A 13,568-nucleotide genomic window follows, 5' to 3' on the forward strand; every position below is an offset into this window, starting at 1 on the left:
ATTGTGTCAAACTTTTTTATTGCAAGATTTCGATGTCGTTTAAAATCCAGTTTGTTTGTGTCAAACTTTTTTCTAAAATCGTTTTTACGAATTTTTCGTAAATCATTGATTTGTATAGGCAAGTTGTGTCAAACTTTTTTATGTGTCGACAACTCAGGTTCTGGAAACGAAAACGAGCCTCTATGACCTGGCGGCGGCAGCGCTGGCAATGCTGGACTATAAGCCGACGAACGATATCGATGTCGTGAAAATTTGGGTGCCGCATCTGTTGCCGGACTATGGGCCGTACTTCTACTACTGGAAAGCCAGCCAAGGTTTTTGCGTCGTAATCGGTAAAGTAGCGCAGGATGCACTGAACTGGTAAGACAAAGGAAAATAATTATGCGCAATTTTTATCTCGCTCTTGTCGCGGTCTTCGCTGCCACCTGCTATTTGACCGGACACATCGTCACGATGTGGGTACTCGCAGCCTACTTGAGTCTGTTGATTGCTGGTCGTTTGACTGGGCAACTTGGGTTTGGTGTACGCGAATCCAAATTTTCGCGGATGTATCAATCCCCTGAGTACGGAGGCTATCAGTCAAAATTCGTGTTGCTGATCGTTCGTGTCTGCTACAAGCTGGTATGTCACTTCGGGCTGTGGAAAAATGACCTGGTGGTCCGTGGAATTGCTGTGGCACGAAAACACTGAATACAGATCGGAAAAAAGCGGTGAAAGTTTTTCCATCCGCCAGATGCGCCGTGCGCTTTACCAATCCTTTCGATTGCGGCGTTCAAAATTAGAAAAAGTTGGAACACACTGGAAAACGGTTGAGCGGTTCACCTCTTCAAAAAAAATAATGACCCGTGCAATGCGCTGTAACGCATATTAGTTAAAGGAAATCGCTATGTCGTCTTGTACGCTGACCACTCTCGCTAAGCCTTGCCCATCGTGCCCCTGGCGCGTCAACCGGGACGCGACAGACATCCCGCACTTTGATTTAAGTTTGGCGGAAGGCCTGGCGAACTGCTGTCCGGATACCCGCAACATGGGACCAGACTTCGGTGCGAGCATGTTCGCCTGCCACCAGTCCAAGGATGGCGCCGAGGTTGCATGTGCGGGCTGGAGGCAACCGTGGGCCATCGACATCCTGGCGTGCGCCTGGCGGTCGCTATGGGCCGTTTGGACGCATCTGCCCTGCGCCCTGGAACCGGTTGGCCGGATCTGCATCCAAACTACCAGCAGGTGCTGGAAAAACTCCGGGCAACTGATCCGGCCGACGAACTGATTTGATACCGGAAAATTCCCATGTCCTATAACGAAGAAATCGAGCTTCATCCTTCCGAAACGCCACTGTTTGTAGCCGCCAGTCTACGCGGCTTCAAACTGCACCGGATGCCTCAAGGCTTCCTGGCAGTGTACAAAATGGACGGTGATACTGTCGTCCCTGTCGCTGCGTGGGTCAAATTTAAAGAGGTAGCAAACCTCTGTGGCGCGACAGGACAAACAACGCTTCGGCAAGCGGCTGAGCGCGATGGGCTTAAGTGGCCCGATTCTCCAGAAGCGTTTCTTGCTGCCGTGATGAAGTGATCGACCAAGGAAAAGATGAAGAATAAAATCTATGGCCGCAAGGTCGGATCGAAGGACGACATGGCGCTGTTGATCGAGGGTGAAGGCGTATCGACTGGTGGCGTCAAGGTTGACCAGGGCCAGTTGGATCAGTTCGCGGTCGTGAATACCCGCCGCGCAGTGCAGGGTATGCGTGAGCGCGGCATTGAGGGCTACGTGGTCTTTGAAGGCGATCCGACGCGGTACGAATTTACCCCGGAAGTAGACTTTGAATATCCGGCCGCAGTTCACTAGGGAAAAGATGAAGATTGATTTAGGAATGGTGCAGCTGGAAGTTGGTGCGGGCGGGGAAACCGAAGTGCAATACAACGTCACGTTGGTAATGGTAAATGCAGCGTTGGCGGAAGCTCGCCGGTTGAAGCTGAGCATCGCTGAATCCGACATGCACAAGCTGCTCCAAGCTGCACTCAAGGCAGAATAGGAGAAGGATGAACAGGTTCCGAAAATGGTGGGGAGATGAAAAGCCCACCTCATTTTATAACTACTTAGGTGAACCTTATCAGCTGGCGCATTGGTCAGCACGTCTGATACGATCCTGTGCAAAGTTCTGCGCTAAAGAATGGAAGTGGTTGGTGGGAAGCGCAATTGCTATCGTCGGGTTGATTGTAAAAGGACACTGGAGCTGAATGATGACTGAAATGGATCCCCAGTTCATCCGTGAGCGTGAAGCCTGGTACAAAGCCGGGGCGGGTGCAGTAGCTGCACAATCAGGCGTTGGAGTGCTGGTGATCAGCGCCGTAATGGGGCTGGTGACGGCGATATGGAAACTTGACGCCTCTGAGGCTGTGGCCACGACCGGCTTGATGTGTCTAGGATGGACAGCGGGTTCGAATGGCATTGTTGTACTGGGGGCACGCAAAAAGGCCCGACGTGGTGGAGTGGAAGTTGATAGATACTAAGGAATACCCAGATGATGCTGATCGCCCATGAGTCGATGGAGCAAGCACGGGAATCGGCAGTAATTCTAGTGAGGCTCGGATCGCCTGCTCGCAAGCTTCTGGCTGAAGCGGTCGAAGCGACTGGTGTAAAGCGCAAGCAGCTCTCTAAAGCCGCGAAGGATCTGGAGACCGCTGGTTTTCTGTTTGTACGCGATAGCGGGAACCTCTGGGAGTCGCAATTTGAATTGATGCCAACGCTTGCTGGTGAAGAGGCGCTTGAAGTACTTGATGAACAATAGGGAATAGTATGTTGATAAGTGTCTATCGTATGGATGAGACCATGCAAACTAAGTTGGTAGGAGAGACGGAAGTCGACGCGTTGCGCTTGACGATTATGGCCGAGTCGAGAGAAGCCGGGGCGCGTAAGCGCGGACGGGTTTGGACTGAAGGTGCGGTTCCCTTCTTCGCCGAAGAGCTGATCGCGGCCGCAAAAGCGAAAAAACCGACGACTGAAATCGAGATGCATGCTGCTAATGCAGCAATGGCAGCATGGTTGTGCGATTCGATTTACAACGGCGTGACAGCGGACATTTTTATCCAATCCGATATTGTGTTCACGCTGCTTTCAAACGGTGCAGTGAAGTACGACCGTCTTCCTGCCACGAAGGTCTAGGAAAACGTCCAACAGCACCTACGTCCGCTCACGACGCGGCCTGGTGCAATGAGAAGACCATTGTGATGCTGGCCAGCGATGAAACCAAGATTGAACGGAAGAGAGCTACATCATGAAGGAAGTCATTTTGCAAATATGGAAGGCGGCAAGCGGTCAATGGGCTGGCCGAATTCTTCGTGGCGATGTTGAGGACGGCCGGGTGGCTGGCTGCACGTCGAAGGACGATGTAGAACATCAGGTGCTTGAAGCCGGGATCGAGTTTGACCGCGTCGAAATGCTTGGCTCGATGCCACCAGTACAGGGATAGGAAACCGACATGTCTAATAAAAAACTCATGGTTATCGTAACGCCAAGGCCACATGCCAATCTCGAACTGCTCAGCCGAATTGATGGACCCCTGTCCGTACCGTGTGGCGTAATCGGACCGAGTTTGGCTCGACAGGTGCTGGCAGGTAATGGCCGTGTCGTTATCCCTGCGTCGCATCTACGCACTGCATTTGATACCCAGGACGGCGTCAATGCACTGCTCGACAATTTTGACTTTGCCGCTGAGCGTACTCAGGCGCCGCTGCTTTTTGAACTCTTGAAACCAGCGCCATAAGATCGATGAAAATACCGGCGTAGCAACGCGCCACCGCTCCGGCCGGCTCGCCGGCTCAACAAGGTAAAGTATTTGTGCGACCTCTAACAAAAATTCGAGAGCAATGGGCTAAGTTATTCACCAAAAAGCGTCGAGGTCTAAGAAAGCCAGTTCGCTGGATTCAACTCTATCGCTGGATCGTTCGGGGACGGCATAGAGTCATCCATGCATTGCTTCTAAGTTGGGTGCAAGTGCTTATTCTGGGATTGGTGGTCTATGGGGCGCTAACAGTCCATGCTCCGGCCGACAGTCGGATACCTTGGATCTTTCCACTTGCGAAATGGGCCGCAGCAATCCATCAGTGCGTGATGTTGCTCGACAGAGGCCAGCGTATTAGCAAATCATGGAAGCTGCACCGAGCGACGACGAACACTGAATAGGAAATCGATAGCGTGACTCCGACCAATAGCATGCACAGCATCTGTGATTTCCCTCGACAGTTCTATCACGGGAGCAGCGAACTGTTTACGCAATTTGAATACCGGCGCTGCGCGTCCAATCCTATCTTTGGGCGCGGCATTTATCTGACGCAGGAACATGAAGTTGCTCGCTGTTACTACAGGCCAGGCGGTGCAATCTATAGGGTTGAAGTCGATGCGGACCCACGCTACACCATCAACCTTGAAACGACGATTGCCGATCAGAGTTATGAGGCCAGGTTACGGATTCAATTTCTGTTACGGGAAGCCGGGAAGCAAATGCCACCGCAGACTACCAAAGCGTGGGATGCGCTCGACTCTGTTCGCGACGTCATGACGTTGAATCAACGCAACTTCCGGTTAGGTGCTATTGGCATCTGGATGATCTATGGTCATATGCCTGCAAATTGCCACTCAGGGATGTGCGATAACGGCGTCCATTACGTTTTGCTACGCGAATCGACAGTGTCATCGCTCGCACCTATAAAAATTTGATCGAAGTCTCAAGGAAAACGATGACCAACCCGCCACTGCCGCCAGTAATTGCACATGCCTTCAAAATGCAGGAGGCTGCTGTTTGCCTTTTACAAAACGGGTACCGACTACCAGCGTTGATGCTGGTCTACACAACCATAGACCAAATGGCGTGGCTATCGATTAGCGGAACTGGTGAAGCAAAAGGCACTGACTTCATTGCGTGGGTAGATAAGTACATGCTTGCCCATCACAACAGCGGGCTGGAGGGGGTTACTGCGGGCGATTTGTGGGGAGCCCGGTGTGGGCTGCTTCACACCGCAACTGCTGAGTCGCGTAGCTTAAAAAATGGCACCGCAGATAGCCGAATAGCCTATACGTACGGCCGTCCTGTCGTGCCAACTCTCCCTGACGGCTGGCACCACGTCGACATTAGCGACCTGGTGACCTCCCTTCTTACAGCCGTAGTGTGGTTTAGGGATGAGATTGACTCAGACGCTGAATTGGCAAAAAGTGCAAACGAAAAACTCGCACTGATGCTGCAAGATCAAACTTTCTAAAGGAAATCGCATCATGACCATCGAGGTAGGTAAAACCTACATTTTCACGAAATCAGGCAACGAGGTTCGCGCCATTGCACCGACAACGCCATATCGTACCCAGGCAATGTGGGAAGTAGAGCGCACGGGCGGCGCCAGCGCAGGTAAGCGCATGCACGTTCCGGCTCGCGCCCTAGTGACGCAACTCAACTAACAAGGAATTGAGCCGAATGGACGATAACGAACTGGTAGGCGAAGATCATCGACGAAGAGCCCTAGCTAAGCTGCATTTGGAGCTGAAGAAAGAAATATTCCGTGCTGAGAGGCTCGCAGCTGCCTGCGGAATATGGGAATTGCTGCGGCTATGCTATCTGCTTCGTCTGTCACGCATGTATGCGATGGATCCGAGCTTGCAGGGAAAGCTCACGAAGGCGCGGCTCGCTGAACTCCATCTAAGCGATGAAGCGGTAAAGTATGCGATTGGGTTAGTGGCGAAGCATGGTTCATGGGCCAGTGTGTCCGTTTTGAGCTATTCGAACGAGCAGTATGACAACGACTTGCTCGAAGAGTTGATGCGGCATGCGCGTCACATCAACGCGAACTTTGAAATGGATAAGCTCCTGCATATTGCGAACCTTAGGGTCGAAGGTGAGCGCGACCAAGATGCCGTTCTTGACATGGATCTCGAAAGGATCGACCCGAAGCGGGCAATCTACCTTTGGTACGGTCTGAGAATCGAATGCTTCACCAGCCGCGGTAAGGAAGGCTTCAAGTCCATTCCAGAGCTTGTCGCCGTAGTGCGGCAGGAAGTTGCGGGGCTAGAGGAGCAGTTTGCGGAGACGTTCGGTCTCTCCCTGGATAGCTACTGCGCGGGCTGGATCCAGCTGAAGTCGATGTTCGAGACCAAGGTTCAAGCTGCTCTTGACCGAATTGATCCCCAAAATACGGGCCACTTCGACGTCGACCAAGTGAATACCTTTGTCGCAATGGCTGGCGCCATGTACTTCTCGGACCGTGAACTCGATTCCTCTCTAAGTGCCAGCTTTGTGAAATACTTGCGTTCTCAGTCTTTCGAGCCAGGAAGCTTGCAAGGTGACGAACTGCGTTTTCACTATCTGACGCGAAGACCCTTTCTGATTGGCCGCGGTTTCGCTGTACTGAGTTCAGACCTGTGTTTCGACAGCATCGTCGACAACCTTCGATTCACCTTGCTTGAGAGCTCAGGATCAAAGCATGCCTACAAGGCAGCGGCCTCCGCCAAGTTCCTTGACCAGGTCGCCGAGAATGCAAAGTCGAATGGTTATGTCGAGGTGGCCAGAGAAGTAGACCTGAAGCAAGGCAAGAGTGAGATTGGGGACATCGACCTGGTGCTGTTCAATGCGTCAACAAACCATACCTTACTGGTGGAAGGCAAAAACCACGCTCTTCCGCTTGCGGTCTACTTTTGCTCCCCGAATGACATCGACGACCACGTGACAACCACCCGGGATTGGGAAAAAAAGGTGAAAAGGCGGATCGCGCACCTCAGGAGTGAAACATCCAGCTACAAGGTGAGTGGCGATTGGGACTACATAGTTGTGAGTCGAATGCCTGAGCCACTTGCTCATTACACCGACTTGCTCGTTCTTTGCATTGATGAATTCAAGCAATGGATCGGACAGACACCCATGGAGTTTCAGTTTGAAGAGTTCTACCGCCGAACGTACAGACCCGATCAGCCCAACATGACCATGGTAGAGATGGAGGGCATCATGGAAAAAGGCTACTCGCTGCTGCGAATAGAAACTTAGCATAACAATGCCCCGACTGTCGCGAAGTAGTAGCCACTATCGGTCGAAGTGCTTTTTGTTTGCGAGTGGAATAAACCATCATCGTCAAAGAGGTCATTGGTGAGCCCTGAAATACTCTTGAACCAACAGCGCGGGAGGTTCGGAAAATACCGCGCTGCCTGGCACACCGTACCGGCCGGCAGCCGGGGATTGAAAGGCCGCCTTGAGAGCGGATAAAGATATGAGTGGATTTCAAAAAGAAGTACTCGCCAAGATGCGTACTCAACAGGAGGTTGATGAAGAGCGGAACCACAACCGCCGTTCGGCTGGCATTACCGCGTTCATTGACGGCACCAATGCGCCAGGCGGAGGCGACTATGGCTATCAGGTGATGCTTGAATGGCTGTTTCAGACCTTTGAGGCCGATCACGGTGCGGGCACGACGGTGTCGACGGTTCTGAAAGCGTTGAAACCCGTTCTCCGTAATCACAGCGATCTGTCGAAGGTGGCCAGCGAGCTCGACAAGATTATTGACGAAATCAAAGCGTCAAACTAAGCCTTCGGAAAGGAAAATCGCCCACATGCACCATCGCCAGCCTTGAGCTGGCTTCAGCATTGAGAGGGTAGGCATAGTGCCGCCCGTTTTAAAGGCCGCCCCGAGCGGGTTAGAAAATGAGCAAACCAAATCAAGATCCTTCCGATGATGCGATCACATTCACACAGGTTCCTGTTAATACGTCTCCTGTTTACATCGAAGAAGGGAACCTTTACGTGAACCCGACGGAGTGGGATCGCTTATGCGGTGAGAAAAGCACAAGTCCGCTGTTGGACGTTCTGCACCAAGTGAGCGGTTTTCTTTCGCGAGACAAGTCAGTCAGGGTGATTAGTGCAAATGGCGGGATCGCGGTAAGCGCGGACCGTCCAAGTGAGTTCCAAAGAATTCTTGACGATGCTAATCACCGCCGTGCGGCATTGGGACTGGCCCCGGCAATCCCGGTTGATTGAACGGAAAACAGCGCTCTGTGAGCACCCGCCGCTAGCCGGCCGCTAGCGATTCAATGAAGGAGTGATATGACTGTATTGCGCAGCTGGGCCATCAAAGGCGATGACGGAAACATTTACACGGTTGAGGAATGGGAAAGCTCAGCCATTCGTGTCAACCGTGGGAAAGTTCCAAGCGGCATAGTTGAATATCTGCTTGAAGATGGAACGGACTTGTTCGACGATACGCCAGGCCATTGGGAAACGTCTACTGGCGTTCTATTGAAACAACCAGATGACCTGTAAGGTAGATCTTCGACCAGGTGGCGCATCATCGTCACCGATTTAATACCACGGGAAATTGTGAGCAAAATAATTTTGGTACTTAATCGCCTTTTCGGCCGACGCCACCGAGGCGAACCTGAACTGCCCGTCAATGGCGGAAGTGAGATCAATTTCTTCATGTCGGGAGCTGGGCGAAAGTCCGCCCTCGGCAAGAAGATAGACGCCATCGGTGCTCGACCAGGAGATACGGTGGCGATCGATGAGCAAGGTGACGCCCGTGTGGCCGGTCGAAAGCCAGAGATCATTGCTGTTATCAATGAGGGAGAGCGGGCAAGGCTGAAACTGCTACGCATGCTGGAGATCGGGGCAACTGAGTTCAAGTGGATGCACAGCGGCGTTGAGCTACCTTGCAATGGCGTAGATCACAGCAAGCTGGACGGGAAGAAATACAAGATTTCAGCCTATCTTAAGTCTGGAAAGCCCCTCCCTGGGGGCAAAAAGGGTTGCCGCTGCACGTGCGCGGCGGTCATCCTTGGCCTTTGACTAAGAATTTGCCGGCGTCCAGGGCGCCCCGCACCGGCCGGCGCCGGCAAGGAAAAGACATGGCTACTAATAGCAACCTCGACGGAAGCAAAGTAAGTTACCGGAAGTCAGGCAGTGATATATATTTTTCTATCAAGGGTGACAATCGGGAATACCTTATTGATCTCGGTAGTGAAGCAAGGGTAGTGACCCTCGGGCCAGATCTCAACGAATTGATTTGGGCGATTGAGCGAGCCTGGCGCAAGGAAATTAGCCGTGGCTGATTTGCATCTCAATCTCAAGGGCATTTACTTCGAACAGATTCGGGACGGGACCAAGTTGTTTGAGGACCGCTCCAAATTTATTTGGTGGAAGCGGTTGGAGGATCGGCAGTTCGACCGGGTGTTCATCAAGTGCGGCTATCCGCGCGGCGGCGACGTGGACAAGATCATCGAGCGGCCGTGGCGCGGCTTTGAGGTTCAAATGATTACGCACCCTCACTTTGGGCCAGATACGATTGAGGTCTGTTCCATACGAGTAGACTGATAGGCAGTCTCATTCGCATGGAAGCAAAGCGTCGCGGCAAGCCGTTGTTTGACCACGATCAAACGACCTTCAACTAAACGGAAAATCCATGATGGAAAAATCGCACTTGTACGCCATCAAGGCTCAGATGATCGAAGCCAAAAAACTTCAAGAACAATCGTTGAAAAAGCTTAACGAAATGAAGTTGAAAAACGGAGCGTCGATGGGGTCAGCACAGATGAAAGAGCTCAACAAGGCGATCAAAGCGGTCGAGAAGTCTCTCAAGCAGTATACCGACATTTGATTGGAGACTCGCGCCAGCTGGAGGCATAGTGCCGGCCGGTAGCCGGCGACCTGAAAGGCCGCCTCGTAGCGGCAAAAACGGTGTAAACGATTTTGGAGAATAACGTGAACTTAATCCGGGTAATTTTGCATCATAGCGGTTTTACGTGTGGAGATAAAATGGACCATCAATGGGAGTCTCATCCAGATGCGGACACAGGATGGGATACTTTGGGATGGCGTTGTTCGATATGCGGGGCAATTGCTACAGCACCTCGTGGGTTCACGCCTCCAGCAAGAAATTGATCGAGGAAAACGCATGAGCGCGAAACTAACTCCTTCGGTCGATTATATGTACTTCGCCGCGCAGTGGCTGGACGTGTACGCAGGCGCAGAAGACGCCGAGGCCGTCGTCGACGTGGTCGACCGTTGGCAGCAGGGCAAAGTCGTGTTTGTAGGTCCGGCCACCTTCAGCAGAGTCATCGTTATCAAAGGTGCCTAATAACGTCCAGTCGAGCGGCTCGCCGCTATTGACGTCGCATCCACCGCTTGCCCCCACCGCCGCGTGAATAGCGATCCGGTAAGCTTCGCCGATCGCAGTGGCATTGACGCGCTTCGCCGCCTTGGTACGGTAGGTTATGATTACAGGTGCGACCCTCCAGACATCAACACCCAACGCGGCACCGGCTAATATGGGCGGCGGCCGAGGCGGTAGGTTTAGCTTACGGTCGCATGGGTAGGTAGGTTTGGCTTACAGTTCCCCCAGAATTGCAGTAGGTTTAGCCTACGGAACGCAGTAGGTATAGCTGACGGTTCATTTTTCTGTGGATTTTCGTGGAGTTATCCACAGGCGACTCGGTAGGTTTAGCTTACAGTAGACGGAAATGCCGGTAGGTTTAGCTTACGGGTAAGAAAAATTGCGGTAGGTATAGCTTACAGTTGGAAAATCGGCCAACGCCTCACCCGGAAATCAGCAATTTTCAGCAGCCATCAAACGCTTAAAATCGAGTGACGATGGTAGGTTTAGCTTACGGTTAAACTACGCAAGTTGTTGATATGCAAGGGTTTGCAGGCAAATATTTTACCCCTAGTCTTTTTAGTCTTCCCTTTAACCTTCTTTAGTCTTAAAAGCTTGGAGCGCGGGGTAGTACATTTAGGCCCCCATCCTTACGGATGGGAGGCAAGAACGCACGCAAGCGGGCTGGACGACCCCCAACAGCCACTACAACAACAGCGCCGCTCTGCGGCGAAAAAAAACACCAAGAAAACCGAAATGCAAGCGACACGGATACGCTCGGTCTAAGCGGCCCAGCCGGTCCGATACCCCCGGCCCGGCCGCCCTGGCCTTACGGCCATCCCCTACGGGGACGCTAAGACCCGGATAAATCACGCTCGGCCCGTCGCAAACCCCGCGCCGGGCCAACCGCTCAACCGGGCTGGTGTGCCAGCCTCGCTGCAAAAGTCGCTTACTGCGGAAACTCAGCAAAAAGAGTCTACAGGGAGAAGGGTGGTTTCACACGCCGATGGTCACACAGCCTGCGTAGAGGGCCGCCAAGGCACTTAAACACGCAGTCGTACTACCTATGTCACCTGGGCAATAACATTGCTCCGTGGATCTCATTTTCCCGACTAATAATCGCCACGGCGTTACGTGACAACTGTGAATGCAGTCACTATGATTCACAACAAGGTAGGCATCGGGCCCTAACTGGTGGTGTGTGAAATAATTAAACACTGGGTGGCGTTTCGTGCCAAAGTGAAGGCATGTTTTCCGATAGATGCAAATAGAAGGCGACTGGGAAAACAAGGATTTTGGAGGCAAGCATGGGGGCATTTGCAACGTTTATTGGCAAAGTATGGGCATGGGTCAGCACGCCCGCCAACTTGGCGGTGCTGTTGGCCTTGGGCGCTGGCATCGGGTTTGCGTGGAATAAATACAGTCCCAGCCCACCAACGGCGCAATCTGCGCCCGTCGCCACACAGACCGCAACCGCTAGCGACGGTGCGACCGCGGCTAACGGGAGTGGGAGCAGCACGGTTGCCATTGGCGCGCAACCGCCTGGCGCCAAGCCGAACCCGGCACCGGCTACCGTTTCAGCGCCCGCTGTGAACCAAACTGCCAGCGCAACTACGGGCGGGGTGGCCGCCAACGGCGCCGGGTCGGCGCTGGTGCATGTGCCGCAACCTCGCGAGATACAAAAATGAGGCTGCAAGGGCAGCGCGCGCTGTTGCTGTACGGCGCGCTAGCCTTAACGGAACCTGTGATTGGCGCCGAAACGCAAAGTGCGCAGGCGAACGGGACGTGCGCGGTGGCGATCAATGCGGACGGGCGTGCGGTGGTGACGGCGAATGTGCATTGCGATATGACGACGGCGGCGACGGTGCAAAAGTTGTTGGGCCAGATAAGGATCACCCAGGCGAAGAACGATAAAGAACAGGATGACGTGACGGCGCGAAACGGTCGGCAGCTTGGGCGGGTGGCGACGGAAATGGAAAGTTTGAAGCGGACGGTGGAAGTGTTGTCGGAGGCAGTGCGGGCGGTTGCATCGACCGGGGCGCGCAGCGATGCGACCGATTTGGAAAAGAACGCCGCCGCCGCCTTGGCCGCTGGCGATGCGGGCAAGGCGATTGTGCTATTGGGGCAGGCGGCGGAGCGGGCGGAAAAGCAGTCGGATGAAGCCGTCAATCAATTAGCAGCTTCACGCAAGTTGGCCGCCAAGCTGTATCGGCAACAGGCGGCGCTGTTGGAAACCAAGGATATTGTGCTGGCCTTGGAGGCATTGGAAAAAATGATCAAGCTGGAGCCTGATGACTTTTATGCGCTGTGGGATGCGGGGGAATGGGCACTGAGGGTGGGGAAAAGCGACCGGGCGATGGGGTATTTCCGCAGGATGATGGCGCAGGCACAGGTAAAGCTTGCGGTCAAGCCGGGGGATGCGGATTGGCTGGACAATTTGGCGGCGGCGCATGAAAGAATGGGCATTCTGCAACAGTTGCAAGGCGACACTGGCGCCGCTTTCAAGAGTTATCAGGCTATGTTGGCGATTGTGCAAAAACTGGCGGCGGTCGATCCCGGTAACAGCAGGTGGCAGCGCGAACTGTCGATCAGCCTCGAAAAAATCGGCGCCACACAAAGTGTATTGGGCGACAGCAAGGCCGCGCTGGGAAGTTACCAAACCGCGCTGACGATTGCGCAAAAGCTGGCAGCGGCCGATCCCGGCAACAGCGAAAGGCAGCGCGATTTGTCGGTCAGCCACAGCAATATCGGCTACATGCAAAGTGAGCAGGGCGACAGCAAGGCTGCGATGGGCAGTTACCAGGCCGCGCTGGCGATTGCGCAAAAGCTGGCGGCGACCGATCCCGGCAACAGCGAGAGGCAGCGCGACCTGTTGGTCAAACACAGCAATATCGGCGGCATGCATATTGTGCAGCGCGACATCAAAGCCGCGCTGGACAGTTACCAAACCGCGCTGACGATTGCGCAAAAGCTGGCAGCGGCCGATCCCGGCAACAGCGGGTGGCAGCGCGACTTGGCGGCCAGCCACAGCAATATGGGCAACTTGCAGAGAGCGCAGGGCGACAGCAAGGCTGCGCTAGGCAGTTACCAGGCCGCGCTGGCGATTGTGCAAAAGCTAGCGGCGGTCGATCCTGGCAACAGCGGGTGGCAGCGCGATTTGTCGATCAGCCACAACAAAATCGGCGACATGCAAAGTGCGGTGGGCGACAGCAAGGCCGCGCTGGACAGTTACCAAACCGCGCTGGCGATTGCGCAAAAGCTGACGGCGGCCGATCCCAGCAACAGCGGGTGGCAGCGCGACCTGTTGGCAATCCACAGCAAAATCGGCGGCATGCAAAGTGCGCTGGGCGACAGCAAGGCTGCGCTAGGCAGTTACCAAGTCGCGCTGGCGATTGCGCAAAAGCTGGCGGCGGCCGATCCCGGCAACAGCGGGTTGCAGCACGACCTGGCGGTCTG

The 13,568-nt window shown here is 53.9% G+C and carries 23 protein-coding genes; all 23 read left to right on the forward strand.

The features are described 5' to 3' along the window. The first annotated feature begins 142 nt into the window (after window positions 1–142). Window positions 143–364 (forward strand): hypothetical protein, encoded by a 222-nt coding sequence (locus KO539_RS25115; protein WP_219312567.1) that lies wholly within the window; start codon window positions 143–145, stop codon window positions 362–364. A gap of 17 nt (window positions 365–381) precedes the next feature. After that, window positions 382–690, forward strand: coding sequence for a hypothetical protein (locus KO539_RS25120; protein ID WP_219312569.1), 309 nt, complete (start codon window positions 382–384; stop codon window positions 688–690). Window positions 691–1,287: 597 nt separating this feature from the next. Continuing rightward, on the forward strand, window positions 1,288–1,569 hold the full coding sequence (locus tag KO539_RS25125) for a hypothetical protein (RefSeq protein WP_219312571.1): 282 nt from the start codon (window positions 1,288–1,290) through the stop codon (window positions 1,567–1,569). Window positions 1,570–1,584: 15 nt separating this feature from the next. Further along, entirely contained in the window at window positions 1,585–1,842 is a 258-nt protein-coding gene (locus tag KO539_RS25130; protein ID WP_219312573.1) for a hypothetical protein, read from the forward strand. 7 nt (window positions 1,843–1,849) lie between these two features. Then, the gene (locus KO539_RS25135) at window positions 1,850–2,029 is read left to right on the forward strand and encodes a hypothetical protein (protein WP_219312575.1); all 180 of its coding nucleotides are present in this window, start codon (window positions 1,850–1,852) and stop codon (window positions 2,027–2,029) included. 205 nt (window positions 2,030–2,234) lie between these two features. Beyond that, on the forward strand, window positions 2,235–2,507 hold the full coding sequence (locus KO539_RS25140; protein ID WP_219312577.1) for a hypothetical protein: 273 nt from the start codon (window positions 2,235–2,237) through the stop codon (window positions 2,505–2,507). A gap of 11 nt (window positions 2,508–2,518) precedes the next feature. Next, window positions 2,519–2,785, forward strand: coding sequence for a hypothetical protein (locus KO539_RS25145; protein WP_219312579.1), 267 nt, complete (start codon window positions 2,519–2,521; stop codon window positions 2,783–2,785). Window positions 2,786–2,826: 41 nt separating this feature from the next. Continuing rightward, a complete protein-coding gene (locus KO539_RS25150) occupies window positions 2,827–3,159 on the forward strand; it encodes a hypothetical protein (RefSeq protein ID WP_219312581.1) in 333 nt (110 codons plus the stop codon). A gap of 112 nt (window positions 3,160–3,271) precedes the next feature. Continuing rightward, window positions 3,272–3,466, forward strand: coding sequence for a hypothetical protein (locus tag KO539_RS25155; RefSeq protein WP_219312583.1), 195 nt, complete (start codon window positions 3,272–3,274; stop codon window positions 3,464–3,466). 9 nt (window positions 3,467–3,475) lie between these two features. After that, window positions 3,476–3,760, forward strand: a complete 285-nt coding sequence (locus KO539_RS25160) for a hypothetical protein (protein ID WP_219118457.1) — start codon at window positions 3,476–3,478, stop codon at window positions 3,758–3,760. A 431-nt stretch (window positions 3,761–4,191) separates the two neighbouring features. Next, window positions 4,192–4,713 (forward strand): hypothetical protein, encoded by a 522-nt coding sequence (locus KO539_RS25165; RefSeq protein WP_219312585.1) that lies wholly within the window; start codon window positions 4,192–4,194, stop codon window positions 4,711–4,713. 20 nt (window positions 4,714–4,733) lie between these two features. Next, window positions 4,734–5,252: a hypothetical protein gene (locus tag KO539_RS25170; RefSeq protein ID WP_219312600.1), complete on the forward strand. Its 519-nt coding sequence runs from the start codon at window positions 4,734–4,736 to the stop codon at window positions 5,250–5,252. Window positions 5,253–5,265: 13 nt separating this feature from the next. Continuing rightward, on the forward strand, window positions 5,266–5,445 hold the full coding sequence (locus KO539_RS25175) for a hypothetical protein (RefSeq protein ID WP_219312602.1): 180 nt from the start codon (window positions 5,266–5,268) through the stop codon (window positions 5,443–5,445). Between the two features lie 16 nt (window positions 5,446–5,461). Next, window positions 5,462–7,021 carry a hypothetical protein gene (locus KO539_RS25180; RefSeq protein WP_219312604.1) on the forward strand — a complete coding sequence of 520 codons (1,560 nt, stop codon included), beginning with the start codon at window positions 5,462–5,464 and terminating at the stop codon, window positions 7,019–7,021. 220 nt (window positions 7,022–7,241) lie between these two features. Continuing rightward, a complete protein-coding gene (locus tag KO539_RS25185) occupies window positions 7,242–7,556 on the forward strand; it encodes a hypothetical protein (protein WP_219312606.1) in 315 nt (104 codons plus the stop codon). 116 nt (window positions 7,557–7,672) lie between these two features. Next, complete coding sequence (locus KO539_RS25190) at window positions 7,673–8,005, forward strand: hypothetical protein (protein ID WP_219312608.1); 333 nt, start codon at window positions 7,673–7,675, stop codon at window positions 8,003–8,005. Window positions 8,006–8,071: 66 nt separating this feature from the next. Then, window positions 8,072–8,287, forward strand: coding sequence for a hypothetical protein (locus KO539_RS25195; RefSeq protein ID WP_219312610.1), 216 nt, complete (start codon window positions 8,072–8,074; stop codon window positions 8,285–8,287). Window positions 8,288–8,344: 57 nt separating this feature from the next. Beyond that, window positions 8,345–8,809: a hypothetical protein gene (locus KO539_RS25200; protein WP_219312612.1), complete on the forward strand. Its 465-nt coding sequence runs from the start codon at window positions 8,345–8,347 to the stop codon at window positions 8,807–8,809. Between the two features lie 59 nt (window positions 8,810–8,868). Then, window positions 8,869–9,072, forward strand: coding sequence for a hypothetical protein (locus KO539_RS25205; RefSeq protein WP_219312614.1), 204 nt, complete (start codon window positions 8,869–8,871; stop codon window positions 9,070–9,072). Continuing rightward, entirely contained in the window at window positions 9,065–9,334 is a 270-nt protein-coding gene (locus KO539_RS25210) for an ASCH domain-containing protein (protein WP_219312616.1), read from the forward strand. The genes KO539_RS25205 and KO539_RS25210 overlap by 8 nt, the downstream gene beginning before the upstream one ends. Window positions 9,335–9,422: 88 nt before the next feature. Beyond that, window positions 9,423–9,617: a hypothetical protein gene (locus KO539_RS25215; RefSeq protein ID WP_219312618.1), complete on the forward strand. Its 195-nt coding sequence runs from the start codon at window positions 9,423–9,425 to the stop codon at window positions 9,615–9,617. 297 nt (window positions 9,618–9,914) lie between these two features. Next, entirely contained in the window at window positions 9,915–10,097 is a 183-nt protein-coding gene (locus KO539_RS25220) for a hypothetical protein (protein ID WP_219312619.1), read from the forward strand. 1,699 nt (window positions 10,098–11,796) lie between these two features. Beyond that, on the forward strand, window positions 11,797–13,568 hold a 1,772-nt coding region (locus tag KO539_RS25225; RefSeq protein ID WP_219312621.1), incomplete at its 3' end, for a tetratricopeptide repeat protein.

It is taken from the genome of Janthinobacterium sp. NKUCC06_STL (genome assembly GCF_019345455.1).
Classification (GTDB): domain Bacteria; phylum Pseudomonadota; class Gammaproteobacteria; order Burkholderiales; family Burkholderiaceae_D; genus Janthinobacterium; species Janthinobacterium rivuli.